Annotated in this window: 30 protein-coding genes; 23 read left to right on the top strand and 7 right to left on the bottom strand. The window is 67.2% G+C overall.

What is annotated here, in order from left to right:
• Nucleotides 1-12 precede the first annotated feature (12 nt).
• From KXD98_RS04265 to KXD98_RS04295, 7 genes are all read left to right on the top strand, one after another.
• The gene (locus tag KXD98_RS04265; protein ID WP_260762027.1) at nt 13-765 is read left to right on the top strand and encodes a deoxyribonuclease IV; all 753 of its coding nucleotides are present in this window, start codon (nt 13-15) and stop codon (nt 763-765) included.
• Nucleotides 766-910: 145 nt separating this feature from the next.
• Nucleotides 911-1,975 carry a phosphatase PAP2 family protein gene (locus KXD98_RS04270; RefSeq protein ID WP_396883100.1) on the top strand — a complete coding sequence of 355 codons (1,065 nt, stop codon included), beginning with the start codon at nt 911-913 and terminating at the stop codon, nt 1,973-1,975.
• An 18-nt stretch (nt 1,976-1,993) separates the two neighbouring features.
• Nucleotides 1,994-3,217: a cation:proton antiporter gene (locus tag KXD98_RS04275; RefSeq protein WP_260762028.1), complete on the top strand. Its 1,224-nt coding sequence runs from the start codon at nt 1,994-1,996 to the stop codon at nt 3,215-3,217.
• A gap of 48 nt (nt 3,218-3,265) precedes the next feature.
• Nucleotides 3,266-4,891, top strand: a complete 1,626-nt coding sequence (locus KXD98_RS04280) for an acyl-CoA dehydrogenase family protein (protein WP_260762029.1) — start codon at nt 3,266-3,268, stop codon at nt 4,889-4,891.
• Nucleotides 4,888-5,826, top strand: a complete 939-nt coding sequence (locus KXD98_RS04285) for a crotonase/enoyl-CoA hydratase family protein (RefSeq protein ID WP_260762030.1) — start codon at nt 4,888-4,890, stop codon at nt 5,824-5,826. The genes KXD98_RS04280 and KXD98_RS04285 overlap by 4 nt, the downstream gene beginning before the upstream one ends.
• Nucleotides 5,827-5,850: 24 nt before the next feature.
• On the top strand, nt 5,851-6,564 hold the full coding sequence (locus KXD98_RS04290) for a PaaX family transcriptional regulator C-terminal domain-containing protein (protein WP_260764977.1): 714 nt from the start codon (nt 5,851-5,853) through the stop codon (nt 6,562-6,564).
• Complete coding sequence (locus KXD98_RS04295) at nt 6,561-7,325, top strand: crotonase/enoyl-CoA hydratase family protein (RefSeq protein ID WP_260762031.1); 765 nt, start codon at nt 6,561-6,563, stop codon at nt 7,323-7,325. Before KXD98_RS04290 ends, KXD98_RS04295 begins: the two co-directional genes overlap by 4 nt.
• Here the strand turns inward: KXD98_RS04295 and KXD98_RS04300 are convergent.
• From KXD98_RS04300 to KXD98_RS04315, 4 genes are read right to left on the bottom strand one after another with little or no spacing between them, the layout of a single operon-like run.
• Complete coding sequence (locus KXD98_RS04300; protein ID WP_260762032.1) at nt 7,307-8,413, bottom strand: glycosyltransferase; 1,107 nt, start codon at nt 8,411-8,413, stop codon at nt 7,307-7,309. The genes KXD98_RS04295 and KXD98_RS04300 overlap by 19 nt on opposite strands.
• Nucleotides 8,413-8,991: a TetR/AcrR family transcriptional regulator gene (locus KXD98_RS04305; protein WP_260762033.1), complete on the bottom strand. Its 579-nt coding sequence runs from the start codon at nt 8,989-8,991 to the stop codon at nt 8,413-8,415. The genes KXD98_RS04300 and KXD98_RS04305 overlap by 1 nt, the downstream gene beginning before the upstream one ends.
• Before the next feature lie 55 nt (nt 8,992-9,046).
• Nucleotides 9,047-9,439, bottom strand: coding sequence for a DUF3060 domain-containing protein (locus KXD98_RS04310; protein ID WP_260762034.1), 393 nt, complete (start codon nt 9,437-9,439; stop codon nt 9,047-9,049).
• Between the two features lie 2 nt (nt 9,440-9,441).
• The gene (locus KXD98_RS04315; protein ID WP_260762035.1) at nt 9,442-9,816 is read right to left on the bottom strand and encodes a DUF3060 domain-containing protein; all 375 of its coding nucleotides are present in this window, start codon (nt 9,814-9,816) and stop codon (nt 9,442-9,444) included.
• A 64-nt stretch (nt 9,817-9,880) separates the two neighbouring features.
• On the opposite strand from KXD98_RS04315, the gene KXD98_RS04320 reads away from it, so the two are divergent.
• The 12 genes from KXD98_RS04320 to KXD98_RS04375 all read left to right on the top strand — a co-directional run bounded on the left by KXD98_RS04320 (nt 9,881) and on the right by KXD98_RS04375 (nt 21,673).
• Entirely contained in the window at nt 9,881-10,417 is a 537-nt protein-coding gene (locus KXD98_RS04320; protein WP_260764978.1) for a DUF3558 domain-containing protein, read from the top strand.
• Between the two features lies 1 nt (nt 10,418).
• On the top strand, nt 10,419-10,931 hold the full coding sequence (locus KXD98_RS04325) for a DUF3558 domain-containing protein (RefSeq protein WP_396882403.1): 513 nt from the start codon (nt 10,419-10,421) through the stop codon (nt 10,929-10,931).
• A 55-nt stretch (nt 10,932-10,986) separates the two neighbouring features.
• Entirely contained in the window at nt 10,987-11,562 is a 576-nt protein-coding gene (locus KXD98_RS04330) for a TetR/AcrR family transcriptional regulator (RefSeq protein ID WP_260762036.1), read from the top strand.
• A 279-nt stretch (nt 11,563-11,841) separates the two neighbouring features.
• Nucleotides 11,842-12,216, top strand: coding sequence for a 30S ribosomal protein S12 (rpsL, locus tag KXD98_RS04335; RefSeq protein ID WP_003929602.1), 375 nt, complete (start codon nt 11,842-11,844; stop codon nt 12,214-12,216).
• Complete coding sequence (gene rpsG / locus KXD98_RS04340; RefSeq protein WP_260762037.1) at nt 12,216-12,686, top strand: 30S ribosomal protein S7; 471 nt, start codon at nt 12,216-12,218, stop codon at nt 12,684-12,686. The genes rpsL and rpsG overlap by 1 nt, the downstream gene beginning before the upstream one ends.
• Nucleotides 12,687-12,746: 60 nt before the next feature.
• On the top strand, nt 12,747-14,852 hold the full coding sequence (gene fusA, locus KXD98_RS04345; RefSeq protein ID WP_260762038.1) for an elongation factor G: 2,106 nt from the start codon (nt 12,747-12,749) through the stop codon (nt 14,850-14,852).
• An 87-nt stretch (nt 14,853-14,939) separates the two neighbouring features.
• Complete coding sequence (tuf, locus tag KXD98_RS04350) at nt 14,940-16,130, top strand: elongation factor Tu (RefSeq protein ID WP_260762039.1); 1,191 nt, start codon at nt 14,940-14,942, stop codon at nt 16,128-16,130.
• 245 nt (nt 16,131-16,375) lie between these two features.
• Nucleotides 16,376-17,158: a cutinase family protein gene (locus KXD98_RS04355; protein ID WP_260764982.1), complete on the top strand. Its 783-nt coding sequence runs from the start codon at nt 16,376-16,378 to the stop codon at nt 17,156-17,158.
• A gap of 46 nt (nt 17,159-17,204) precedes the next feature.
• Nucleotides 17,205-18,014, top strand: coding sequence for an SHOCT domain-containing protein (locus tag KXD98_RS04360; RefSeq protein WP_260762040.1), 810 nt, complete (start codon nt 17,205-17,207; stop codon nt 18,012-18,014).
• A 63-nt stretch (nt 18,015-18,077) separates the two neighbouring features.
• Nucleotides 18,078-18,911, top strand: a complete 834-nt coding sequence (locus KXD98_RS04365; RefSeq protein WP_313901285.1) for a mycofactocin-coupled SDR family oxidoreductase — start codon at nt 18,078-18,080, stop codon at nt 18,909-18,911.
• A gap of 75 nt (nt 18,912-18,986) precedes the next feature.
• A complete protein-coding gene (locus KXD98_RS04370) occupies nt 18,987-20,180 on the top strand; it encodes an NAD(P)/FAD-dependent oxidoreductase (protein ID WP_260762042.1) in 1,194 nt (397 codons plus the stop codon).
• A gap of 62 nt (nt 20,181-20,242) precedes the next feature.
• A complete protein-coding gene (locus KXD98_RS04375; RefSeq protein WP_260762043.1) occupies nt 20,243-21,673 on the top strand; it encodes an HNH endonuclease signature motif containing protein in 1,431 nt (476 codons plus the stop codon).
• Here KXD98_RS04375 and KXD98_RS04380 read toward each other — a convergent pair.
• From KXD98_RS04380 to mftR, 3 genes are read right to left on the bottom strand one after another with little or no spacing between them, the layout of a single operon-like run.
• Nucleotides 21,670-22,950, bottom strand: a complete 1,281-nt coding sequence (locus KXD98_RS04380; protein ID WP_260762044.1) for a VOC family protein — start codon at nt 22,948-22,950, stop codon at nt 21,670-21,672. The genes KXD98_RS04375 and KXD98_RS04380 overlap by 4 nt on opposite strands.
• Complete coding sequence (locus KXD98_RS04385; protein WP_260762045.1) at nt 22,947-23,468, bottom strand: RNA polymerase sigma factor; 522 nt, start codon at nt 23,466-23,468, stop codon at nt 22,947-22,949. Before KXD98_RS04385 ends, KXD98_RS04380 begins: the two co-directional genes overlap by 4 nt.
• A 25-nt stretch (nt 23,469-23,493) precedes the next feature.
• Nucleotides 23,494-24,099 carry a mycofactocin system transcriptional regulator gene (gene mftR / locus KXD98_RS04390; protein WP_260762046.1) on the bottom strand — a complete coding sequence of 202 codons (606 nt, stop codon included), beginning with the start codon at nt 24,097-24,099 and terminating at the stop codon, nt 23,494-23,496.
• 97 nt (nt 24,100-24,196) lie between these two features.
• On the opposite strand from mftR, the gene mftA reads away from it, so the two are divergent.
• From mftA to mftD, 4 genes are read left to right on the top strand one after another with little or no spacing between them, the layout of a single operon-like run.
• The gene (gene mftA / locus KXD98_RS04395; RefSeq protein ID WP_260762047.1) at nt 24,197-24,289 is read left to right on the top strand and encodes a mycofactocin precursor MftA; all 93 of its coding nucleotides are present in this window, start codon (nt 24,197-24,199) and stop codon (nt 24,287-24,289) included.
• Nucleotides 24,290-24,291: 2 nt separating this feature from the next.
• A complete protein-coding gene (mftB, locus tag KXD98_RS04400) occupies nt 24,292-24,579 on the top strand; it encodes a mycofactocin biosynthesis chaperone MftB (RefSeq protein WP_260762048.1) in 288 nt (95 codons plus the stop codon).
• Nucleotides 24,576-25,763 carry a mycofactocin radical SAM maturase gene (gene mftC, locus KXD98_RS04405; RefSeq protein ID WP_260762049.1) on the top strand — a complete coding sequence of 396 codons (1,188 nt, stop codon included), beginning with the start codon at nt 24,576-24,578 and terminating at the stop codon, nt 25,761-25,763. Before mftB ends, mftC begins: the two co-directional genes overlap by 4 nt.
• Before the next feature lie 6 nt (nt 25,764-25,769).
• Nucleotides 25,770-26,945 carry a pre-mycofactocin synthase MftD gene (gene mftD / locus KXD98_RS04410; RefSeq protein ID WP_260762050.1) on the top strand — a complete coding sequence of 392 codons (1,176 nt, stop codon included), beginning with the start codon at nt 25,770-25,772 and terminating at the stop codon, nt 26,943-26,945.
• Nucleotides 26,946-26,999 lie beyond the last annotated feature (54 nt).

Below are 26,999 nucleotides of genomic sequence, written 5' to 3' on the forward strand. Positions count from 1 at the left end.
AGACTCGGCAACGTGCTCATAGGTTCCCATGTCCACGGTGACGATCCGCTGGCCGCGGCGCAGGCCGATGGCGCCGAGGTGGTGCAGTTCTTCCTCGGCAACCCGCAGAGCTGGAAGAAACCCAAGCCGCGCGAGGACGCCGAGTCGCTGAAGTCCTCGCCGATCCCGATCTACGTGCACGCTCCATACCTGATCAACGTGGCCTCGGCGAACAATCGGGTCCGGATCCCGTCCCGCAAGATCTTGCAGGACACCTGCGACGCCGCCGCCGACGTCGGTGCCACCGCGGTGATCGTGCACGGCGGCCACGCCGACGACAACGACATGGACGCCGGGTTCGAGCGCTGGGTCAAGGCGCTGGACTACCTGGAGACCGACGTACCGGTGTATCTGGAGAACACCGCCGGCGGCGACCACGCGATGGCCCGTCATTTCGACACCATCGCCCGGCTGTGGGACCACATCGGCGACAAGGGCATCGGCTTCTGCCTGGACACCTGCCACGCCTGGGCCGCCGGGGAGGCGTTGATCGACGCGGTGGACCGGATCAAGGCGATCACCGGTCGCATCGACCTGGTGCACTGCAACGACTCCCGCGATGCGGCAGGCTCGGGAGCCGACCGGCACGCCAACTTCGGTCTCGGCCAGATCGACCCGCAGCTGCTGGTCGCGGTGGTGGCCGCCGCCGACGCACCGGTCATCTGCGAAACCTCCGACGAGGGTCGCAAGGACGACATCGCGTTCCTGCGGGAGCACGTGGGCTGATCGAACGGTTGATCACACTTCGGTTGCCAAACGTCACATGAACGTCGCGCGGCCGCGGGGTTAATTAGGCTTATCGCCCGAGAACCCCCGTCCGTGACGAAAGGCCGACGTGTCCGTTGACGAGGCGTCTGTCGCGTCGGCTCGCGTGCCCGCCGGCCCGGCCGACGACGCGATCGTGATTGATGACCGCATCGATCGCCGGGCCCGTCGACTGCGCGTGGTGCGCTGGGTTGCGGTGGCGACCTGGGCCACCGTCGTGGTCTACCGGACCATCACCGACGGGTTCGCTTTCAACCGCGAACTGCTGCTGCTCTACATCGCGATCGGTCTGCTGGCCGCCAGTATCGGGCAGGGCCGGCGGATGCTCTACGTCATCCGCGACTGGCTGCCCTTCGCGCTGGTCCTGATCGCCTACGACCTCAGCAGGGGAGCGGCGACCATGGTCGGCCGACCGACGCTGTGGCACTGGCCGGCCGATGCCGATCGCTGGATGTTCTTCGGGATCATGCCGACGGTGTGGCTGCAGGAACGACTCAAGCTGGGTTCGCCGCCGTGGTGGGAAGTCGTCATCAGCACGGTATACATGTCGTTCTTCATCCTCCCCTATGTGGTGGCCGCGGTGCTGTGGCTGCGAAACCGCGACGAATGGAAGGCGTTCGTCCGGCTCTTCGTCGGGCTGAACTTCTGCGCGCTGATCGTCTACGTGCTGGTGCCGGCCGCCCCACCGTGGGCCGCGGCGCGCTGCACCCCGGGTGACGTCGAAGGCGGACCCTCCGATCCGCGGTGCATGTTCCGGCCGGCCCGCGGCGTTCCCGACGGCGGCCTTCTCGGTGCGATGCAGAACCACCACGACGACGCCAATCCCTGGATCGAGCGGATCGTCGGACGCGGCTGGGGCAAGCTCAACCTGCATTCGGCCACGGCGCTGCTCGATCAGGGGCAGGCCAGCGTCAACCTGGTCGCGGCGATTCCGTCACTGCACGCCGGTATGACGGCAGCAATCGCGGCGTTCCTGTGGCACCGGGTGCACCGCGGTTGGCGGCCCGTACTGGTGGCCTACGTGCTGATCATGGCTTTCACGCTGGTCTACACCGCCGAGCACTACGTCGTCGACATCATGCTGGGTTGGGCGTTCGCCGGGACCGCCCTGCTGGCGCTGCATCGCTACGACCGCTGGCGACGTGCCAGACAGGAGGCCGGACCGGCATAGCGGGGTATCTCTGCCCGCATGGACATCGACATCCTGCTGGCCACGGTCGGGCTGCTCGGAGTCGCAGTGGCCGCGCTGTCGGCGAAGATGCGTCGGTTGCCGATCTCCGAGCCGCTGCTCGGTCTGATCGCCGGGATCGTGGTCGGACCGGTCGTGCTCGGCGTGCTACATGTCGGGCCGGTCACCGAGGAGCATGCGCTGCTGCACGAGGTCAGCCGGGTGTTGCTGGCGGTGTCGGTGATGGCGGTCGCGCTGCGTTACCGCGCGGCGGTGCTCAAGCACCTCTGGCGACCGCTGACGCTGCTGCTGGTCGTGGTGATGCCGACGATGGCTGTGGTGACGGCTGCGCTGGGGTGGCTGCTGCTGGCTGTCCCGTTCGCCACCGCGGCTCTGCTCGGGGCGGCGCTGTGCCCGACCGACCCGGTCCTGGCCTCCAGCGTGGCCACCGGTGCGGAAGCAGAACGGGATCTGCCGGCGCGCGTGCGGCAGTTGCTGTCGCTGGAATCCGGCGCGAACGACGGGCTGGCATTGCCGCTGGTGCTGGCCGCGGTCGCGATCGCCGGCGCGATGAGCGCGGGATCTGCCGCCGCGGAGTCGCTGTGGCAGGTTCTCGGCGCCGTTGCCTTCGGTGCCGCCGCCGGCTTCGCCGGCGGGAAGGCCTTGCGGTGGGGGGAGAAGTACGGTGCCACCGACGCAGCGCCGGCGCTGTTCTTCACCGTGGTATTGGCGTTGGGCATCCTCGGGGTGGCCGGCCTGCTGCGCGTCGACGGCATCCTCGCGGTGTTCGTCGGGGGCCTGCTGTTCAACGTGGCCGGCACCGGCAGTGACCGAACGGCCGAGGTGCCGATCGACGAGGCCATCAACAGGTTCGCGGTGTTGCCGTTGTTCGTGCTGCTGGGCGCGGCGCTGCCGTGGCAGGCGTGGGCAGGTCTGGGCTGGGGCGCGCTGGCGCTGACCGTCGGGGTCCTGTTGCTGCGTCGAATCCCGATCTTGTTGTTGCTGCGCAGGCCCCTCGGTCTGAAGACCGCCGATGCGCTCTACCTGGGATGGTTCGGCCCGATCGGGGTGTCGGCGCTGTTCTACCTGACGATGGAGGCCGACCGCGTCGGCGTCGACGAGACGCTGCTGGCGGCGGGCACGCTGATTCTGGTGGTGAGCACCGTCGTGTTCGGGTTGACCGGGGTGGCCGGCCGGGTGCTCTACGCCAGGACCACCACCACCGCGGCGCCATCCAAGAGATGACTCATTACATCTCTTGTGTGACTGTCGAGAAAATGTAACAGTGGGGGAATGGACACCCATGTCGTCACCAACCAGGTCCCACCGCTGGAGGACTTCAACCCTGCCGCGTCCCCGGTCCTGGCCGAGGCGCTCATCCGCGAGGGCGGCCAGTGGGGCGTCGACGAGGTCGCCGAGCTCGGGGCGCTGGCCGGCAGCGCCCGTGCGCAGCGCTGGGGCCAGCTGGCCGACCGCCACCGGCCGGTGTTGCACACCCACGACCGCAGTGGCCACCGCATCGACGAGGTCGAATACGACCCCGCCTACCACGAACTGATGACCGTGGCGGTCGGTCACGGCCTGCACGCCGCCCCGTGGGCCGACGATCGGCCCGGCGCCCATGTGGTGCGGGCGGCCAAGACGTCGGTGTGGACCCCTGAACCCGGCCACATCTGCCCGATCTCGATGACCTACGCGGTGGTGCCCGCGCTGCGGCACAATCCCGACCTCGCCGCGCTCTACGAACCGTTGCTGACCAGCCGCGTGTACGACCCCGAGTTGAAGGTGCCGACCGCCAAGGCCGGCATCACCGCGGGCATGTCGATGACCGAGAAACAGGGCGGGTCCGACGTTCGTGCCGGCACCACCGAGGCCACGCCCAACGGTGACGGCACCTACTCGCTGCGCGGACACAAGTGGTTCACCTCGGCGCCGATGTGCGACATCTTCCTGGTGCTCGCGCAAGCACCTGGCGGCCTGAGCTGCTACTTGCTCCCGCGCGTACTGCCCGACGGGACCCGCAACCGGATGTTGCTGCAGCGGCTGAAGGACAAGCTGGGTAACCACGCCAACGCCTCCAGCGAAGTGGAGTACGACGGCGCCACGGCGTGGCTGGTCGGCGACGAGGGCCGTGGCGTGCCGACGATCATCGAGATGGTCAACCTGACCCGGCTGGACTGCACGCTGGGCAGCGCGACCAGTATGCGCACCGGGTTGATGCGCGCCGTGCACCACGCCCAACACCGAAAAGCGTTCGGCGCCTATCTGATCGACCAACCGTTGATGCGCAATGTGCTGGCCGACCTGGCCGTCGAGGCGGAAGCCTCGACGATGTTGGCAATGCGGATGGCCGGCGCCACCGACTGGGCGGTCCGCGGTGACGAGCGCGAAACCCTGCTGCGCAGAATAGGTCTGGCCGCAGCCAAGTACTGGGTGTGCAAGCGCGCCACCGGCCACGCCGCCGAGGCGATGGAATGTCTGGGCGGCAACGGTTATGTCGAGGACTCCGGTATGCCCCGGCTCTACCGAGAGGCGCCGCTGATGGGTATCTGGGAGGGCTCCGGCAACGTCAGCGCCCTGGACACGCTGCGCGCCATGGCCACTCGACCCGAGTGCATCGAGGTGCTGTTCGACGAGCTCGCCCAGACCCAGGGCCACGACGACCGGCTGGACGCCCACGTCGAGGCGCTGCGGCCGCAGCTGGAGGATCTCGACAGCATCCAGCACCGGGCCCGAAAGGTGACCGAGGACATCGCGCTGGCACTGCAAGGGTCGCTGGTCGTCCGGCACGGCCACCCCGCGGTGGCGGAGGCATTCCTGGCCAGCCGCCTGGGCGGTAAGTCCGGTGGTGTGTATGGCACCCTGCCCGCCGGGCTGGACCTGTCGCCGATCCTCGAGCGCGCCCTGGTGAAAGCGTGACCCACGCGATCAGGCCCGTCGACTTCGACAACCTCACGACGATGACCTATGAGGTCACCGACCGGGTCGCCCGAATCACCTTCAATCGGCCCGACAAGGGCAACGCGATCGTCGCCGACACCCCACTCGAGCTCTCGGCGCTGGTCGAACGCGCCGACCTCGACCCCAACGTGCACGTCATCCTGGTGTCAGGGCGCGGCGAGGGCTTCTGCGCCGGGTTCGACCTGTCGGCCTACGCCGAGGGCTCCTCGTCGGCCGGTGGCGGCAGCGCCTACCGCGACACCGTGCTTTCGGGCCGGACCCAGGCGGTCAACCACCTGCCCGATCAGCCGTGGGACCCGATGATCGACTACCAGATGATGAGCCGGTTCGTGCGTGGGTTCTCCAGCCTGATGCGGGCCGACAAGCCCACCGTGGTCAAGATCCACGGGTACTGCATTGCCGGCGGCACCGACATCGCGCTGCACGCCGACCAGGTGATCGCCGCGTCCGACGCCAAGATCGGCTATCCACCCACCCGCGTCTGGGGTGTGCCCGCGGCGGGTATGTGGGCCCACCGGCTGGGTGACCAACGCGCCAAACGTCTTCTGCTGACCGGTGATTGCCTCACCGGAGCACAGGCCGCGGAATGGGGGCTGGCCGTCGAGGCGCCCGCACCCGAGGATCTCGACGAGCGCACCGAACGGCTGGTCGAGCGGATCGCCGCGGTCCCGGTCAATCAGCTGATCATGGTCAAGCTGGCGATGAACAGCGCGTTGTACAACCAGGGCGTGGCCAACAGCGCGATGATCTCGACGGTGTTCGACGGCATCGCCCGCCACACCCCCGAGGGTCACGCGTTCGTCGCGCAGGCCCGCGAGCACGGTTTCCGGGACGCGGTACGCCGCCGCGACGAGCCGTTCGGCGACCACGGCCGCACCGCCTCGGGAGTCTGAACCGTGTCGCAGCCGCTGACCCGGATGACGGCGCGGTCGGTCGTGCTCAGCGTGTTGCTCGGTGCGCACCCGGCGTGGGCCACCGCCGCCGAACTGGTCCGGCTCACCGCCGATTTCGGTATCCGGGAGGCCACCGTCCGGGTCGCGCTGACCCGCATGGTGGCCGCCGGTGACCTGGTCCGTTCCGAGGACGGCTACCGGCTCTCCGATCGCCTGATGGCCCGCCAACGCCGGCAGGACGAGGCTCTGGACCCGCGTCGGCGCACCTGGAACGGCACCTGGACCGCGCTGGTGATCACCAGCGTCGGCGCCGACCCGCGGACCCGCTCGGCGCTGCGGAACACGCTTCAGGACAACCGTTTCGGAGAACTCCGCGAAGGCCTGTGGCTCCGTCCGGACAATCTGGAGGTCGACCTGGACGAGCAGGTCACCGAGCACGTACGGGTGATGAGCATGCGGGACGGCGACCCTGCCGGGCTGGCGGCGCAACTGTGGGACCTCTCCGGCTGGGCTGAGGCGGCCGAACGGTTGCTCACGCACATGGCTGCCGCGCACGACATCCCGTCGCGGTTCTTGGTGGCAGCGGCCATCGTGCGGCATCTGCTCACCGATCCGGTGCTGCCCGATGACCTGCTCCCGGCGCACTGGCCCGGTGAGCGATTGCGCACTAGCTACCACGATTTCGCCACCGAACTGGTGGCGCGACGAGATCCAGTGACGCTGATGGAGGCGACATGAGCGGTGGAGTGCGAGTCGAGAAGAACGGCCCGGTCACCACGGTGATCATGAATCGGCCACACGCCCGCAACGCCGTCAACGGACCGGCGGCAGCCGAACTGTATGCGGCCTTCGAGGCTTTCGACCAGGACGAGTCGGCCGCCGTGGCTGTGCTGTGGGGCGACAACGGGACGTTCTGTGCGGGCGCCGATCTCAAGGCCTTCGGCACACCGGAGGTCAACCCGGTGCACCGCAGCGGGCCGGGGCCGATGGGGCCGAGTCGCATGGTGTTGTCCAAACCGGTGATCGCCGCGGTCAGTGGCTATGCCGTCGCGGGCGGTCTGGAACTGGCCCTGTGGTGCGATCTACGGGTGGTCGAGCAGGACGCCATCATGGGCGTGTTCTGCCGGCGCTGGGGTGTCCCGCTCATCGACGGCGGCACCGTGCGGCTGCCGCGGCTCATCGGGCACAGCCGAGCGATGGACCTGATCCTGACCGGGCGCGCGGTGCACGCCGACGAGGCGCAGGCGATCGGCCTGGCCAATCGGGTGGTGCCGACCGGTCAGGCCCGGCAGCGCGCCGAGGAGTTGGCCGCCGAGTTGGCCGCCCTGCCCCAGCAGTGCCTGCGGGCCGACCGCATGTCGGTGCTGCACCAGTGGGGCTGCTCCGAGGCCGAGGCGATGGACTTCGAATTCGGCAGCATGTCGCGGGTGGCCGCCGAATCACTCGACGGCGCTGCCCGATTCGCCGGCGGTGCGGGCCGTCACGGCGCCCCGGCCTGACGTCGGGCCACCGCACACACGACATCGGCGGCGGTGACGGCGCCGTTGACGCGGCGGATGTCCTCGCCCAGGCGATCAGCGGCTCGGTAGTAAGCGGATTCGCCGAGTACTGTCTCGACGACGGACCGAATCTTGTGCGCTCCTGCATGTTTGGGTAACAGCACGCCGGCTCCGGCTCGGGCCAATGCGGCCCCGACAGTTCTTTGGTCGATCAGGGGGTTGGCAGGTAGCACGATCTGGGGCACCGAGAACGACAGCGCCCGCATCGCGGTGCTGTGGCCGCCGTGGCCGATGACCAGGGATGTGGTGGCCAGCACCTCGTCGTGGTCGAGCCAGGGGTACACGTCGGCATTGGGCGGCACTCGTAATCCGGTGGCGTCGATGCTCGGGCCCACCGTCACGGTGGCGTCCACAGGCAGTGGCGCCACCGCGTCGAGGATGTGCTGCAGCATCCGCCGTTGCCCGGCAAAGCCGTTGGTGCTCAGGCTGATCAGAACCCGGGGGGTGGGCGCCGGCCGGGTGACGCACGGGTGACCCTGCCACACCACGCCGCTGTGGCACACCGCTGGAGTCCCGCGTACCGGATCGAGGTCGGCGCGGGCCGACACGATGTGCGCGACGCCCCGGTGCTCGGCGGCCAGCGGATCGGTGCCGCGCAGGCGCAGTGCCCACCCCACGGGCCCGGCGGCCATGTCCTGGTACGCGCGGTAGAAGTAGTGCACGAAAACGACGGTCGGCAGACTGGATTCGACGACCTCCGCGATGGCTGTCACCAGGACCATGTCCATGATCACCGCGTCGGCACCGTGGCGGTGCGCGGCATCGATCACGATGCGGCCCAGCTGACGATCCGAGGCAACCCGGGTGAAGTCGATCATCATCGCAGCCAGCGAGCGCGTCAACGTCGGATCGAACGGCCGTCCTGCGGAGAATGGTTCGAACGCGAACCCGGCCAACTCGACCCGTCCGCGCAGGCCGTCATGGCCGATGACCACGACCTCGGCGCCGCGCCGTCGCAGCTCTTTCGCGACGCCCAGCTGCGGCGGCACGTTCCCGCCGCCGTCGAACATCGCGAAAAGGATCTTCATCAGCTTGTCCCGGTCAGTGCCTCGGTCATCAGCAACATGCGGTCGAGCACCTCATCGACCGAGAGGCCGCGGTCGCGGCGCAGCAGTTTCCAGCAGTACACATCGGTGGCGACGACCAAGGCATCGACCAGTCGGGTCCGGGCCGCCTCCTCGGCGGGGAGGCGTTGGGCGAATACCTCGTCGACCCAGGCGCGGTGTGCGATCCGTCCTGCGCTGGTCAAACGCATGGCGCGGGGGTCGTTCTCCTGCGCGAGGGCGGCGAGCACCATGTCGCCGCGCCGTTCGTAATGGACGATGAGCACGCGCAGCGCATCCGCAGGCGCATGGGTCGGCGGGCTGCGTTCAGCCAGGACCTCGTCGTACGCCCGTTCCAGCGCCGTGTCGATCAGACCATCGCGACTGCCGAAGTGGCGAAGGATGGTCTTGACCGTGACCTCGGCGCGTTCGGCCACCGTCGGCAAGGTGATGGCGAAGGAGCGCTCGGCCATGACGGCGTCGATGGCACTGGCCAGGATTGCGTCTCGCGTGGCCTCCTTGGCCCGCTGACGTTCCCGCATGACATAGGAGCGCGTATTCATGTCCATGTCAAAGTACGCCAAATTGGAATTTGGCGTCAATACCTAGGGACTCGAATTAGCCCCGCCTGATGCTGTTGTTGTTGCCGGTGTCGTTGATCTGGGGTTCACCGTCGCGATAGGTGACGGTGTTGTTGAGCCCGACCACCGCCAGCCCCTTGTCGACGCGGTCGATGGTGATCCGGTTGTCCGAGCCGCCGATGTTGACGTTGGCGCACGTCCCGGACACGGTCAGGGTGTTGTTGGAGCCGCCGACGTTGAGCGACTTGCCGTCGGCACAGTCGATCTCGGTCGTGGTGCCGAACGACCCGTAGTTGATCGTGTTGCCGATCTCGACCTGGGCCCCCGACGAGCCCGCCGTCGCGGTCGGGTTGTTGGTGTCCTCGCTCGTGGCGCCGCACCCGGCCAGGGCCAGGGTCAGGCCGACTGCCGTCAATGCGCACAGCCGCATGGTCAGGCGGGTACCCGGCTGATGCGATTGGTCATCCCGAGTTCGCGCCCCCGATCCCACACGATCGGCTCACCGGTCTTGTAGAACACCGTCTGGTCGTAGCCGTAGACGGTGATGTCGTTGACGACGTTGTCGGCGACGACGACGTTGGACGACCCCTGCACGGTCACCGCCCAACAGCTGCCGATGGCGTTCACCCGGTTCTCGGCACCGTTGACGTACACCGTGCCGTTGTTGCAGTCGATGGTCTGCACCACACCCACTCCGGTGATGTGGGTGTCGCCGTTGACCGCAGACACCGTCGGGGCGGCGAACAGACCTGCCGAGACCGCGAGCGCACCGACCGCGAGCAACCGTGGAGCAGACGTCGACTTCATGCCGAGAGCCTACGACGCCAGGAGGTGCTTGAGCCAGCGCTCCTGGGTAGCGTGAGCGGCAATGATGCGACGACGTGTCGGGCGGGTGCTGCCCGCGGTGGTGACCGCCGCGGCGGCTGTCGTGGCCTGCTCGCAAACGGTCACCGGGACTGCGCAGCGCCAGGACGCCACCGCTGATCCTGATCGCAGTTACGGCTACGTCGACGACAGCTGTGGTCTGCTCGACGACAGCGCGGTCCAGGGTTTGCTGGGTGCCGACGAGGTGACCCGGCCCTACAGCGGGGCGGTGTGCCAGTACGTGCTGATGCGCGGCCCCGAGCCGATGCTCATCGACGTCACGTTCTCCTGGTTCGAGTCGGGAGCCCTACCGCGCGAGCGCGCGCTGGCCGAGGAACGCGGCGGTACCGTCACCGAGACGGTGGTGGAGCGGCGTCCGGCGTTTGTGGTGCGCCGCGACGTCACCGGTGCGGCCTGCTCGGCGACCGCGGCGGCCGGTACCGGCGTGCTGAGCTGGTGGGTCCAGTACCGCGGCCGCGACAGCGGTGAACCGTGCGCCGAGGCCGAGAAGCTGCTGGCGGCGACCTTGCGCTCGGACATGTGACGTGACCGTCGCCACGAAGTTCTGGGTCGTCGCGGCCTGCCTGGCGCTGGCCGGCTGCGCCCCGTCCGAGCCCCCGGCCGATCCGGCCCCCGCCACCGGGCCGGGTTTCGACAGTCGGGACTGCAACGGGATCACCGACGCCGACATCGACGAAGCCGTCGGTGCGCCGATGTTCGAGCCGGCTGTGGTCGGCGACGCCGGATGCTTCTGGCAGGAGGACAGCGTGATCGGTGCGGTCGGCCTCGGAATGGGCATCTCGACGTGGTGGTACCGCGGCAGCGATATGGACACCGAGCGCGAACTGGAGGCGCGGGCCGGGCGCACGCTGACCGAGCTGTCGATCGACGGCACCAAGGGCTTTATGGCTTTCGACAACACCGCGTGCAGCATCTACGTGGCCAAGGATCGCGACGTGATCGCGTGGTCGATCCAGACGCTGAACTCGGCGACGTTGCCAGATCTGTGTTCGATCGTCGAAGAACTGGCTCAGCTCAGCCAACAGCGGGTGAACTAGAGTTTCTCGCTGACCCCTGTCGGGGTCGTGGGAGATACCTGAGGGGGACGCGCGCATGGTAGTCCGGCCGCCGCGTTCGGCGAAGCTGAGTCGCGACGCCATCGTCAACGCCGCGCTGACCTTCCTGGACCGGGAGGGTTGGGAGGCGTTGACGATCAATGCGCTGGCCAACCAGCTCGGCACCAAGGGCCCGTCGCTGTACAACCACGTGCACAGCCTGGAGGACCTGCGTCGGACCGTGCGGATGCGGGTGGTCGGCGACATCATCGACATGCTCAAGAACGTCGCGCAGGGCCGCAGCCCGGACGATGCGGTGGTGGTGATGGCCAGCGCGTACCGCAGCTACGCCCACCATCACCCGGGCCGGTACTCGGCATTCACCCGGATGCCGCTGGGTGGTGACGACCCGGAGTTCACCGAGGCCACCCAGTCTGCCGCGGCACCGGTGATCTCGGTGCTGGCGACCTACGGCCTCGACGAGGAAGCCGCGTTCTGCGCGGCATTGGAGTTCTGGTCGGCCATGCACGGCTTCGTGCTGCTGGAGATGACCGGGGTGATGGCGGGCATCGACACCGACGCGGTCTTCACCGACATGGTCGTGCGCCTGGCCGCCGGTATGCGGTCGCGGTGACGCCCGCCGAGACGAGCGCCGCAGGTCAGCGGGTTTTGTCGCGGTCGGCGACCCTGGTATCGTGGACCGTCGTGCCTGGCAGATAGGCGAGCGAAGCCTGCACTCCGGGCCACCTTTGCATGTCCTCCGTCGTCAGTGACTCGGGAATTGCCCCGACAAGCGCGGCTGGCCGCATGCGACACGCCCGGCCGCGGGGTAAGCGGCGAGGGTGTAACTGCAGGACAAGAGAACTTCAGAAGAACAAAGCAGTACAAGACGAGCAACACAGAAAGCCGGTACATGCCAACCATCAACCAGCTGGTCCGTAAGGGTCGCCGCGACAAGATCGCCAAGGTGAAGACCGCGGCCCTCAAGGGCAGCCCGCAGCGCCGCGGCGTGTGCACCCGCGTGTACACGACGACCCCGAAGAAGCCGAACTCGGCGCTTCGCAAGGTCGCGCGTGTGCGGCTGACCAGCGCGGTCGAGGTCACCGCCTACATCCCCGGTGAGGGTCACAACCTGCAGGAGCACTCGATGGTGCTGGTGCGTGGTGGTCGTGTGAAGGACCTGCCCGGTGTGCGCTACAAGATCATCCGCGGGTCGCTGGACACCCAGGGCGTCAAGAACCGCAAGCAAGCCCGCAGCCGCTACGGCGCGAAGAAGGAGAAGAGCTGATGCCGCGCAAGGGACCCGCGCCCAAGCGTCCGTTGGTCAACGATCCGGTCTACGGGTCGCAGCTGGTCACCCAGCTGGTCAACAAGGTTCTGCTGGACGGGAAGAAATCGCTGGCCGAACGCATTGTTTACGGTGCGCTCGAACAGGCTCGCGACAAGACCGGCACCGACCCCGTGGTCACGCTCAAGCGCGCCATGGACAACGTCAAGCCGTCGCTGGAGGTCCGTAGCCGCCGGGTCGGCGGTGCCACCTACCAGGTGCCGGTCGAGGTCCGTCCGGACCGGTCCACCACGCTGGCGCTGCGCTGGCTGGTGAGCTTCTCCAAGCAGCGTCGCGAGAAGACGATGATCGAGCGCCTGGCCAACGAGATCCTCGATGCCAGCAACGGCCTGGGTGCCGCCGTCAAGCGACGTGAGGACACCCACAAGATGGCTGAAGCCAACCGGGCCTTCGCGCACTACCGCTGGTGATGACCGCCGGCGGTGCCGGCGCAAGGAACAGCTAACTACCAAGCGAAAGAGAAGACTTCTGTGGCACAGAAGGACGTGCTGACCGACCTGACCAAGGTCCGCAACATCGGCATCATGGCGCACATCGACGCCGGTAAGACGACCACGACCGAGCGCATCCTCTACTACACCGGTATCAGCTACAAGATCGGTGAGGTGCACGACGGTGCCGCCACGATGGACTGGATGGAGCAGGAGCAGGAGCGGGGGATCACCATCACCTCGGCTGCGACCACCTGCTTCTGGGACGACAACCAGATCAACATCATCGACACCCCCGGCCACGTCGACTTCACCGTCGAGGTGGAGCGTTCGCTGCGCGTGCTCGACGGCGCGGTGGCCGTGTTCGACGGCAAAGAGGGCGTCGAGCCGCAGTCCGAGCAGGTGTGGCGGCAGGCCGACAAGTACAACGTCCCGCGCATCTGCTTCGTCAACAAGATGGACAAGCTGGGTGCCGACTTCTACTTCTCGGTGCGCACGATGGAAGAGCGCCTGGGCGCCAACGTCATCCCGATCCAGCTGCCGATCGGCGCGGAGAACGATTTCGAGGGCGTCGTCGACCTGGTCGAGATGAAGGCCAAGGTGTGGAGCGCCGAGGCCAAGCTCGGCGAGAAGTACGACGTCGTCGACATTCCGGCGGATCTGCAGGAAAAGGCCGACGAGTACCGGCTCAAGCTCATCGAGGCTGCTGCCGAGACCGACGACGACCTGATGGAGAAGTACCTCGGTGGTGAGGAGCTCTCGATCGAGGAGATCAAGAGCGGGCTGCGCAAGCTCACCATCAACTCCGAGGCCTACTTGGTGCTGTGTGGTTCGGCGTTCAAGAACAAGGGCGTGCAGCCCATGCTCGATGCCGTCATCGACTACCTGCCGTCTCCGCTGGACGTGCCGCCCGCCGAGGGGCACGTGCCGAACAAGGAAGACGAGCAGATCACCCGCAACCCGTCGACCGACGAGCCGTTCTCGGCGCTGGCGTTCAAGGTCGCGACCCACCCGTTCTTCGGGAAGCTGACCTACGTGCGCGTCTACTCGGGCACCGTGGAGTCGGGCAGCCAGGTCATCAACGCGACAAAGGGCAAGAAGGAGCGGCTGGGCAAGCTGTTCCAGATGCACTCCAACAAGGAGAACCCGGTCGAGCGGGCCTCGGCCGGCCACATCTACGCGGTCATCGGCCTCAAGGACACCACCACCGGTGACACCCTGAGCGATCCGAACGACCAGATCGTGCTCGAGTCGATGACGTTCCCGGACCCGGTCATCGAGGTCGCCATCGAGCCCAAGACCAAGAGTGACCAGGAGAAACTGGGCACCGCGATCCAGAAGCTCGCCGAAGAGGACCCGACCTTCAAGGTGCACCTGGACCAGGAGACCGGCCAGACCGTCATCGGCGGCATGGGCGAGCTGCACCTGGACATCCTGGTGGACCGGATGCGTCGCGAGTTCAAGGTCGAGGCCAACGTCGGCAAGCCGCAGGTGGCCTACCGCGAGACCATCCGCCGCAAGGTGGAGAAGGTCGAGTACACCCACAAGAAGCAGACGGGTGGCTCGGGCCAGTTCGCCAAGGTGCTCATCGACCTGGAGCCGTTCAGCGGCGAGGACGGTGCCACCTACGAGTTCGAGAACAAGGTCACCGGTGGCCGCATCCCGCGCGAGTACATCCCGTCGGTGGATGCCGGTGCTCAGGACGCCATGCAGTACGGCGTGCTGGCCGGCTACCCGCTGGTGAACGTCAAGGTCACCCTGCTCGACGGCGCGTTCCACGAGGTCGACTCGTCGGAAATGGCGTTCAAGGTGGCCGGCTCCCAGGTGCTGAAGAAGGCCGCGCAGTCCGCGCAGCCGGTCATCCTGGAGCCCATCATGGCCGTCGAGGTCACCACGCCCGAGGACTACATGGGCGACGTGATCGGCGACCTGAACTCCCGCCGTGGTCAGATCCAGGCCATGGAAGAGCGCAGTGGTGCCCGTGTCGTCAAGGCGCAGGTTCCGCTGTCGGAGATGTTCGGCTACGTCGGAGACCTTCGGTCGAAGACCCAGGGCCGGGCAAACTACTCCATGGTGTTCGACTCGTACGCCGAGGTTCCGGCCAACGTGTCGAAGGAGATCATCGCGAAGGCGACCGGACAGTAACCCCCGGTCGGCTCGCGGGGAACCGCAACTGCAAAGATCAACAACTGCTTTAACCAAAGCACCAACACAGTCCAGGAGGACAACACAGTGGCGAAGGCGAAGTTCGAGCGGACGAAGCCGCACGTCAACATCGGGACCATCGGTCACGTTGACCACGGCAAGACCACGCTGACCGCGGCGATCACCAAGGTGCTGCACGACAAGTTCCCCGATTTGAACGAGTCGCGCGCATTCGACCAGATCGACAATGCGCCCGAGGAGCGTCAGCGCGGTATCACGATCAACATTTCCCATGTGGAGTACCAGACCGACAAGCGGCACTACGCCCACGTGGACGCCCCCGGTCACGCTGACTACATCAAGAACATGATCACCGGTGCCGCCCAGATGGACGGCGCGATCCTGGTGGTCGCCGCCACTGACGGCCCGATGCCGCAGACGCGTGAGCACGTGCTGCTCGCCCGTCAGGTCGGCGTGCCCTACATCCTGGTCGCGCTGAACAAGGCCGACATGGTCGACGACGAGGAGCTCATCGAGCTCGTCGAGATGGAGGTCCGCGAACTGCTGGCCGCCCAGGACTTCGACGAGGAAGCCCCGGTCGTCAAGGTCTCGGCGCTCAAGGCGCTCGAGGGTGACGAGAAGTGGGTCAAGTCCGTCGAGGAGCTCATGGAGGCCGTCGACGAGTCGATCCCGGATCCGGTTCGCGAGACCGACAAGCCGTTCCTGATGCCCGTCGAGGACGTCTTCACCATCACCGGCCGCGGCACCGTGGTCACCGGTCGTGTGGAGCGCGGCGTGGTCAACGTCAACGAGGAAGTCGAGATCGTCGGCATCCGTCCGGAGACCACCAAGACCACGGTCACCGGCGTCGAGATGTTCCGCAAGCTGCTCGACCAGGGTCAGGCCGGTGACAACGTCGGTCTGCTGCTGCGCGGTATCAAGCGTGAGGATGTCGAGCGTGGCCAGGTTGTGGTCAAGCCCGGCACCACCACCCCGCACACCGATTTCGAGGGCAGCGTCTACATCCTGTCCAAGGACGAGGGTGGCCGCCACACGCCGTTCTTCAACAACTACCGTCCGCAGTTCTACTTCCGGACCACGGACGTGACCGGCGTGGTGACCCTGCCCGAGGGCACCGAAATGGTGATGCCCGGTGACAACACCGACATCTCCGTCAAGCTGATCCAGCCCGTCGCCATGGACGAGGGCCTGCGCTTCGCGATCCGCGAGGGCGGCCGTACCGTCGGCGCCGGCCGCGTCACCAAGATCCTCAAGTAGGCCCGCCTACGTGATCCTGAAGTGATCTAGGTACCAGCCAACGAAAGTGGCGCTCACCTTATGGGTGGGCGCCACTTTTGTGTGCCGACACCGTTGTAACGCCCCACCCTCGCCCGACGATGTATGTCGCGACGGTCGTCGAGGGGTCGGCCGGCATAGAGTGCAGTATCGAGCTAAGAGGTTGTCGGTTGTCTTTTCGCAAGAATGGCCTGGCGGCGCTTGCCGCGCTCGGGTGCGTCGCAGCCATGGCAGGCCTGAGCGCGGGCACTGCCGCCGCTCAACCTGCCTGCCCCGACGTGCATTGGATCGGCGCCGCCGGTTCCGGTGAACGTGCCGGGGACATCTCCGCAGACGGTGGCATGGGCCGCGTCGTCTACAAGTCCTATCGCGATTTCGCGCGGCTGGTGCAACAGGACGGGCGCACCATTACCGGGGAGGCTGTCGCCTATCCGGCCACCGCGGTCCCCGAAGACGGCGGAATCCTGGACTGGGTCGGTTTCCTGGGCAGCGTCGACACCGGCACCCAGGCGCTCGCGGCCCAGTATCACGCGTTCGTGGCGCAGTGTCCGACCACTCAGGTGGTCCTGGCGGGCTATTCGCAGGGCGCGATGGTGGTGCACCGCAACCTGCATGCCCTCGACGCCAGCCCGAACCTGGCTGCCGCGCTGTTGGTGGCCGACGGCGATCGGCGTCCCGAGGACCCGACCATCAACCTCGGCTCGGTCACCGCGGTGCCGGGTGCCGGTAAGGGCGTTGCCCAGGACTGGCCGATCCTGGCCAAGGCACCGGCCCCGCTGCCGGTGTCGGTCGGGATGCGCACGATCAGCGTCTGCGACCTCGGTGACGCGGTGTGCGACTACGACCCCGATGCAGTGGACGAGATGAACCCGGTTGCGGTGGCGGTGCACACCAGCTACGCGCGTAACTCGGCGGCGTTGGACTCGTGGACGATTCCGCTGTATCAACTGGTCGCCACTGGCGATACCGCAGCGCCGAGCGCACCGCTGGTTGTCGCCGCCGGCCCCTGACGCGGGAATCCCGGCGCGGCCGGGGAGACGCGGCGATAATGCTGCCATGTCGACTTTCTGGCGATATCTGCGGATTCAGGCCTTTGTGCTGCTGTGCGGAATCGTCGGTCCGATCTTTCTGGCCATCTACTTCGCCAGCGGCGCCGATCCGTTGCTGGGCTGGATGTTCTGGACCGGCCTGCTCATCACCGCGCTCGATGTACTGATCGCTCTGGTGCTCACCGGCTTCGGAGCCAAGTCCGCTGCCGGCAAGAAGGCGTTGGAAGCCAACGGCGTGCTGGCGCTGGCCCTGGTCACCGGAATCCACGAGACCAACACGCGTATCAACGATCGACCGTTGGTCAAGCTCGACCTGCAGGTGTCCGGGCCGGGTATCACGCCATTCGCGACTCAGGACCGGGTGATCGCGTCGGTGAGCAGGTTGCCGATGATCACCAGCCGCAAGCTCGTCGCGCTGGTGGATCCCGCGACCAACGATTACCAGATCGACTGGGAGCGAAGCGCTCTGGTCAGCGGGATGATGCCGGCGACGTTCAGCGTGGCCGAAGACAACCGGACCTATGATTTGACCGGGCAGACCGAGCCGCTGATGGAGATCCTGCAGGTGCTCAAGGCCCACGGTGTCGCGGTCGACAACATGATCGACCTGAGATCCAATCCTGCTGCCCGCCAGCAGGTGCAGGCGATCGTGCGCCAGGCCGCAGCTCGGATGCCCGCACCGGTCGACCCGACGAGCCCGCCCGCCGAGCCGTCAGCCGGTGAGCGGTTGCAGCAGCTGGAAACCCTGCGGGCAACCGGGACGATCAGCGACACCGAGTACGCGGCCAAGCGGGCCGAGATCATCGCCGAGCTGTGAGCGGGTTCCTAGAACGCGTTCTAGTTTTGCTGTTAGCCTGACCCGGTGACATCTCGAGCACCACTGGAAGGCCGCGTCGCGCTGATCACCGGCGCCGCGCGCGGGCAGGGACGGGCGCATGCGGTGCGGCTGGCCAACGACGGCGCCGACATCATCGCCGTCGACGTCTGCAAACCGGTGTCCGACACCGTCACCTACCCGATGCCGACCCCCGACGACCTCGCCGAGACCGTCGCCCTGGTGGAGGCGACCGGCCGCAAGGTGCTGGCCCGCGAGGTCGACATCCGCGACCTCGCCGCGCAGCAGGACGTGGTGGCCGCCGGTATCGAGCAGTTCGGCCGCCTGGATATCGTTGTGGCCAACGCCGGCATCCTCAGCTGGGGCCGCATCTGGGAGATGTCGGAAGCCCAGTGGGACGCCGTCATCGACGTCAACCTCAACGGCACCTGGCGCACCATCAGGGCCGCGGTCCCGGCGATGATCGAGGCGGGCAACGGCGGGTCGATCATCATCGTCAGCTCCTCGGCGGGGCTGAAGGCCACGCCGGGCAACGCGCACTACGCCGCGTCCAAGCATGGCCTGGTCGCGCTGACCAACTCACTGGCGCTCGAAGCGGGGGAGTTCGGCATCCGGGTCAACTCGATCCATCCCTACTCGATCCAGACACCGATGATTGAACCCGACGCGATGGCGGCCATCTTCACGAAGTTCCCCAGCTTCCTGCACAGCTTCGCGCCGATGCCGTTGAAACCCGTCGATCGGGACGGCAAGCCGGGCCTGCAGGAGTTCATGGCGGCCGAAGAAGTCGCCGACGTGGTGTCTTGGCTGGCCGGTGACAGCTCGATGACCATCTCGGGTTCTCAGATCGCGGTCGACCGCGGCGTGATGAAGTACTGACCCCCACTGTCGGTGCTGAGCGCCCACCCGTGGGGTGGGCTACACCGGCGTACCCGCGTCGTGTAAAAATCCCCCGTGAGCACTTCAGAGGGGCAGGGTGGCCCGAACGGTGTCGTGATCGTCGGCGGTGGGCTGGCCGCGGCACGCACAGCCGAACAACTGCGTCGATCCGAGTTCAGCGGCCCGGTGACCATCGTCAGCGACGAGGATCATCTGCCCTACGATCGTCCGCCGCTGTCGAAGGAGGTGCTGCGGGCCGAGACCGACGATGTCACGCTCAAACCGGCCGAGTTCTACGCCGAAAACAACATCGCGGTCCTGCTCGGCAACGGAGCGCGCTCGCTGGACACCGGCGCCCAGACGCTCACGCTGGCAGACGGCACACAGCTGCGCTACGACGAGCTCGTCATCGCCACAGGTCTTGTGCCCAAGCGCATCCCGTCGTTCCCGGATCTGGCGGGTATCCATGTGTTGCGCAATGTCGGCGAGAGCCTCGCGCTGCGCAAGGAGGCCGCTACGGCCAAGCATGCGGTTGTCGTCGGCGCCGGATTCATCGGGTGCGAAGTGGCGGCGAGCCTGCGCAAGCTGGGTGTCGACGTGGTGCTGGTCGAACCGCAGCCCTCGCCGCTGGCCTCGGTGCTCGGCGAGCAGATCGGCGAGCTGATCACCCGGCTGCATCGTGCCGAGGGGGTCGACGTGCGCTGCGGTGTCGGGGTGGCCGGCGTCGACGGCGACGACCGGGTCCGCAAGGTCACGCTCAGCGACGGCGCCGAGGTGGACGCCGACGTGGTGATCGTCGGTATCGGCTCGCATCCCAACACCGACTGGCTGGAAGGCAGCGGTATCGCGGTCGACAACGGCGTGGTCTGTGATGACGCCGGTCGGGCCAGCGCGCCGCACGTGTGGGCGATCGGTGATGTCGCGTCGTGGCGTGACCACGTCGGCGGGCAGGTGCGGGTCGAGCACTGGAGCAATGTGGCCGACCAGGCCCGCGTCCTGGTGCCGACCATGCTCGGGCAGCAGCCGGCCTCGGCGGTGACGGTCCCGTACTTCTGGAGTGACCAGTACGACGTGAAGATCCAGGCGCTGGGCGAGCCCGAGGCCACCGACACCGTGCACATCGTCGAAGACGACGGCCGTAAGTTCCTGGCCTACTACGAGCGCGACGGTGTCGTGGTCGGCGTGGTCGGCGGTGGGTTCCCCGGCAAGGTGATGAAGACCCGCAACAAGATTGCCTCCGGCGCACCGATCTCCGAGCTGCTGGGGTAGTTGTCCACAGGTCGCGGAATTCGCGACTCGAACTGTCGGCGGGGTCCGGTAGTGTCGAACACATGTTCGATAGACTTTTCGCCGACGAGCCTGATGAGGCGTTGGTGGCTGTCATCGAACAGGCTGCGCGCGAAGAGCATCGAGCCGCTGCACGTCGGTTCGCCGCGATCGCGGAGTTCGTCCACCGCACCGTCGATGACGACGACGAACGCGGTGACTGGGCGTTCGATCCCTGGAACAACACCGCCGCCCATGTCGGAGCTGCGCTGTCGATCGGGCAACGCCGGGCATCCGGGCAGATGCGCATCGCGGTGGCTCTTCGTGACCGGTTGCCCAGGGTCGCCGCATTGTTCTGCCAGGGGTTGATCAGTGCCCGGTTGATCTCGGAGATCACCTGGCGCACACACCTTGTCGAGGATCATGAGGTCCTGGCGCTTGTCGACGCCGCATTGGCCGATCGGGCCGCGAAGTGGGGACCGCTGTCGGCCGCCAAACTGATCGGGGCGATCGAGTCGGTGATCGCGCGCTACGATCCTGATGCCGTCCGCCGGGCGCAGGAGATCATTCGCACCCGCGACTTCCGTATCGGTGCGTGCGACGACCCGAATGAGATCGTGGCAGTCCACGGGCAGTTGTCGGCCTGCGACGGAGAGGTCTTCGAGGCACGGATCTCTGCGCTGCTCAAGGGAATCTGCGAGGCTGACCCGCGCACGGCAGGGGAGCTGCGGTCAGACGCCGCCGGCGCCGTCGTGCAGGGCGTCGATCGGCTGACCTGTCGTTGCGGGTCGCCGGACTGCCCGGCGGCCGGCCCCGGCACCACCAGCGTGGTGATCCACGTGATTGCCGATCAGGCCGCGGTCGACTCGGCCCAGGACCTGATTGCCAAGCAGGACCGCGAACATCAGTCGAAGAAGGATGCGGGGGTAGCGATCCGGTCCAAGGGGCGGGTGTTGCCGACCCCCGCGCTGGCCGAGGCGATTCGGAACGGCGCCCGGTTCAAGCCGCTATGGGTGCCGGGTCCGGACCCTGAACCCCATTATCGTCCGTCGGCGAAACTGGCCGAGTTCGTGCGTACGCGAGACCTGTTCTGCCGTTTCCCGGGTTGCGACGTGCCTGCCGAGCACTGCGATATCGACCATGTCGTCCCGTGGCCGCACGGGCCGACACATGCGTCGAACCTGAACTGCAAATGCCGCAATCACCATCTGGCCAAGACTTTTTGGGATGGCTATCGAGATGTGCAGCTATCCACCGGGGAAGTCATCTGGACGACTCCGGAGGGACAGACGTACCGCACCATGCCCGCGAGCCGACTGTACTTTCCAGCGTGGGATACCACGACCGCCGAACTGCCGCCGATGGCACAACCACCGCCTGACCCGCTGCGAAGACTGAGGGCGCCGAGACGGCGACGCGCCCGCGCCGCCGACACCGCCGCACGCATCAAGGCCGAACGGGCCGAGAACGCGGCGCAGCAACCACCACCGGTCTAGAACTGGCCGAGATAGAACCGCGTGCCCTGATCGTCGGTGCACAGGGCGGACGTGCCGTAGGGCTGTTGCGACGGTTCCTCGATCACCGTGCCGCCGGCTTCCCGGACCCGGGTCACCGCCGAGTCGATGTCCTCGACGGTCCACATCGGCACGACGACCGGATCGGGATTCCCGCCGGCGACGCCGGCCATCGGATGGGTGTACTCGATCTGCCAGCCGTCCTCGATGCGGCCGGGCTCGAAGCCCCAGAACAGCATCCGACTGTAAAATGCTTTGAACGTCGTCGAGTCCGGAACCTGGTAGGTGATGTAGGAAAGTTCGCCCGGCCCAGCGCCGTTGAGCTTCGGCCGCGGTGTCCCGGGCGTCGGCTCGAACACCGCGAACGGCATCCCGGCCGGATCGGTCGCCTCCAGCACGGTGCCGAAGTCGTACTGTCGCTGCCCGCCGACCTGGCCACCGCCGTCGAGAATCGACTGCCGTGCGCCGGCCAGGTCGATGACTGCGTAGCAGCACACCAGGGTGTGCCGATCGGGGACGCTGAAGATACCGATGCGTTGCTCGGTGTTGCTCACCATGCCGGTCTGCGCGTCGTAACTCCACCCAAGGACATGGCCGTAGAACGCTGCCGCCCGGTCGGCGTCAGGCGTCCACACCGAGACGAAGCCGACGTCACCATTCTGGATGGTGGTCGCCGCGCCGGTCACCGGTCCGTTGACCATCCAGCAGTGACCGAAGGGGTCGACAATGGTGGCGTTTCGTGAGCCATGCGCCTCCCGGGTCTGCTGCCGGACGGTGGCGCCGCGATCACGGGCCCGCTCGACCGTGGCATCGGTGTCTGCGACCGCCAGCACCAGCATCACCGAAACCCCCCGTGGATCAGGTGCTTTCATACCGATCTCGGGGTACTCGTCGGCCAGGTAGAACATCCCGCCGGCCAGTGACAGTTCGGCATGGCCGATGCGGCCGTCGTCCATCACGATCGGTTCACCACTGACCGTCGCTCCCAGCACATCGACGTACCAGTCGATGGCGGCCCGGGCGTCGGCCACCGAGAGATAGGGCAACGCTGCCGGACGTGGGGTGCTGCTCGATGTGGCCGGCTCGGCCAATTCGGCGATCATCGTGTCGGCTCCGCTCATGACAACTCCTTCGGTTCGGTGGGGTAACGACAGGGCGGCTTGTAGGCGGGCCCGCAGGCGCGCGGCGAATGCGGGATCGGGCGCGACGGGGAGGTCGTCGCCGTTGAGCACGGTGAAGGGATCCCGGTTGTCGTTCATGGCTTCCTCCCTTCCGACTCGGGGTACTTCGATCGGAACGCGCGGCGCGCCCGCACCAGCAGCGCTTCGGTGGCGTGCACCGTACGACCGATGAGCTCGGCGCATTCAGGCACCGAGCGGTCGTCCATGTAGCGCAACGCCAGCACGGTGCGGTGCTGCTCGGGCAGCCTGGCCAACACGCTCTCGGCGACGATGCGGTCGAGTTCGGCGTCCCAGTGGTCAGTCTCGGAGTGTTCGGGCACCTCGGCGACCGGGACGCTGAACCGGTCGTGGCGGCGCCGGTAGTGGTCGGCCAGCTTGTGGCGCGCCACCCCGATCAGCCACGGCACGGTGATCGGCGGGGGACTGTCCTTGCGGGCGGCGTCCATCGCCGCGAGGAAGGTCTCCGACGTCAAATCCTCAGCCGTTCCGCGGTCAGCGCAGCGCCGCACGAAGTAGCCGTAGACGACCGGTAGCGCGTCGTCGTACAGCGTCAGCAATGCCCGCGGAGCGTCGGTGCTGTCCGGTTCGGCGCTCACACCCTTATCGTCGCCTCCGGGGCCGTTACTCCGACACCCCAGTTTCGAGTTCGTCCAGACCGTCGGCCACCAAATCGAACGCGTCGCCCAGCGCGTGTGCCAGCGATACCGCCTCATCGGCCAGCCAGTGTGCGTAGGCCGCCAACGCGACCGCCAACATCGACCAGGCCACCGTCTGGGGCACCAGGTCACGTTCGGTCAGCTCCAGCCGTCGCGCTACGAACCCGGCCACCACGGCCCGCCAGCCCGCGTACATCGTCATCGAATATGCCTGCAGCGCCTCGGTTTCCAGAATCAATCGCATACGCTGTCGGTGTCGCTCACCGTCGTCGAAGTCATTGAAGGCCAGTAGCGCGGTGCGCAGCGCCTGCCGGATCGGCACGTCGGGGTCGGCGTCGTCGAGCAGGGTCCGCATGTGGTCGAGGTGCGCATCGAAATCACCCCACGGCAGCGCGTTCTTCGAGGGGTAGTAGCGGAACAACGTCCGCCTGGCGATGCCCGCGGCAGCGGCCACATCGTCGACGCTGACCTCGTCGAATCCCCGCGTCATGAACAGGTCGATCGCGACGTCGCTGATGTGCTCCCAACTGGTGGATCGGCGCCGGCCCACGCGCGGCCTCGTGACGTCCAACGCGCACCCCCTCTTCCGTTTCGGCACTCGATGCCATATTGTTAGCGACCTGCATCACAAATGTCGAGACCCTTGTCCCACCAGAAAGGTGACATTGATGGAACAGAATCAGAACCCCCAGAGCGACGAGCTGGTGACCGAGAGCCTGGTCGAGGAAGTTTCGATCGACGGGATGTGCGGGGTCTACTGAGCATGGTTGCGCCGACTGCTTTCGACGCGGACCGACGCTGGCGGTTGCACCCCCAGGTGGCGGTCCGCCCGGAGCCGTTCGGCGCACTGCTCTACCACTTCGGGACCCGCAAGCTCTCGTTCCTGAAGAACCGGACGATCGTCGAGGTGATCAACTCTCTGGCTGATCACCCCGACGTTCGGTCCGCATGCCGCGCCGCGGGTGTCGACGACGACGCCCAGGCGCCCTACCTCCATGCTCTGGGCGTGCTCGCCCAGTCCAAGATGCTTGTCGCGGAAGAGGATCAATGACCGTCACTGCCCCGGTACCCCGGCTGGTCGACCAGTTCGAGCGCGGCCTGGACGCGCCGATCTGCCTGACGTGGGAGCTCACCTACGCGTGCAACCTGTCCTGCGTGCACTGCCTGTCCTCGTCGGGCAAGCGTGATCCCCGCGAGCTGTCCACCCAGCAATGCAAGGACATCATCGACGAGCTCGAACGCATGCAGGTGTTCTACGTCAACATCGGTGGGGGCGAGCCCACGGTGCGCAGTGATTTCTGGGAACTCGTCGACTACGCGACCGAACACCACGTCGGGGTGAAGTTCTCCACCAACGGTGTCCGCATCACCCCGGAGGTCGCGGCGAAGCTGGCCGCCAGCGACTACGTCGACGTGCAGATCTCGCTGGACGGGGCCAACGCTGAGGTCAACGACGCCGTGCGGGGCCCCGGTTCGTTCGCGATGGCCGTGCGGGCACTGGAGAACCTGCGTGACGCCGGCTTCACCGACGCCAAGATCTCGGTGGTGGTGACCCGGCACAACGTCGATCAGCTCGACGACTTCAAGGCCTTGGCCGACTCCTACGGAGCGACTCTTCGCATCACCCGGCTGCGCCCGTCGGGTCGCGGCGCCGACGTGTGGGACGAATTGCACCCGACGCCGGCCCAGCAGGTTCAGCTCTACGACTGGCTGGTCGCCCACGGTGAGCGGGTGCTGACCGGTGATTCGTTCTTCCACCTGTCCGGCCTGGGTGAGCCCGGCGCGCTGGCCGGGTTGAACCTCTGCGGCGCCGGCCGCGTGGTCTGCCTGATCGACCCGGTCGGCGACGTCTACGCCTGCCCGTTCGCCATCCACGACAAGTTCCTGGCAGGAAACGTGCTGAGCGACGGTGGTTTCGACACCGTGTGGAAGCACTCGGAACTGTTCCGGGAACTGCGAGAGCCGCAGTCGGCCGGAGCCTGCAGCGGCTGCAACCACTACGACGCGTGCCGCGGCGGCTGCATGGCCGCGAAGTTCTTCACCGGGCTGCCGATGGACGGACCGGATCCCGAATGTGTGCAGGGCTACGGCGAACCCGCGCTGGCGCTCGAACGCGACAAGCCCAAATCGAGCGTGGACCATTCCCGTTCGGCCAGCCGGAAGCCGAAGGGTCCCATCCCGCTGACCTTGCTCAGCGCGCCTCCCAAGAAATTCTGTAACGAAAGTCCTGTGTAACTCCCCATGGCACGTGATACCTGGTTCGAAACCGTGGCCATCGCCCAGCAACGGGCGAAGAAGCGGCTACCCAAGTCGGCCTACTCGTCGTTGGTCTCCGCCAGCGAGAAGGGCGTGACGGTCACCGACAACGTCGAGTCCTTCGCCGAGCTCGGCTTCGCCCCGCACGTCATCGGTGCCACCGAGAAACGCGATATGGCGACAACGGTGATGGGACAGGACATCTCGCTGCCGGTCATCATCTCGCCGACCGGAGTGCAAGCCATCGATCCCGACGGTGAGGTCGCGGTGGCGCGGGCGGCTGCCGCGCGCGGCACCGCGATGGGCCTGTCGTCCTTTGCCAGCAAACCGATGGAGGACGTCACCGCGGTCAACGACAAGATCTTCTTCCAGATCTACTGGCTGGGCAGCCGCGACGACATCCTGGCGCGCATGGAGCGCGCCCGCGCCGCCGGGGCCAAGGGTCTGATCCTGACCACCGACTGGAGCTTCGCGCACGGTCGGGACTGGGGTAGCCCCAAGATCCCGGAGCGGATGGACATCAAGACCACGCTGCGGATGTCACCGGAGGTGATCACCAAGCCACGGTGGTTCTTCAGTTTCGCCAAGACGCTGCGGCCGCCGGACCTGCGGGTGCCCAACCAGGGTCGCCGCGGTGAGCCCGGTCCCACCTTCTTCGAGGCTTACGGCCAGTGGATGGGCACCCCGCCGCCGACCTGGGAGGACGTTGCCTGGCTGCGCGAGCAGTGGGGCGGACCGTTCCTGCTCAAGGGCACGGTCCGGGTCGACGACGCCAAACGAGCTGTGGACGCCGGGGTTTCGGCCATCACGGTCTCCAATCACGGCGGCAACAACCTGGACGGCACCCCGGCGGCGATCCGCTGCCTGCCCGCCATTGCCGACGCCGTCGGCGATCAGATCGAGGTCCTGCTCGACGGCGGAGTGCGCCGTGGCAGCGACGTGGTCAAGGCCGTGGCCCTGGGTGCCCGGGCGGTCATGATCGGCCGGGCGTACCTGTGGGGTCTGGCCGCCAACGGACAGGCCGGCGTCGAGAACGTCCTGGACATCATGCGCGGCGGCATCGACTCGGCACTGATGGGTCTGGCGAAATCCTCGATCCACGAGCTGTCCCGCGACGATGTGCTGATCCCGGAGGGCTTCACCCGCACCCTCGGTACCTAGCCGGCGCGCTGGTGCCAACGGGGCGCAGGGGGCTGGGGTGAACCCGGCGGGCGA

Source organism: Mycobacterium sp. SMC-4, from assembly GCF_025263265.1.
In the GTDB taxonomy this organism is placed as follows: Bacteria; Actinomycetota; Actinomycetes; order Mycobacteriales; family Mycobacteriaceae; genus Mycobacterium.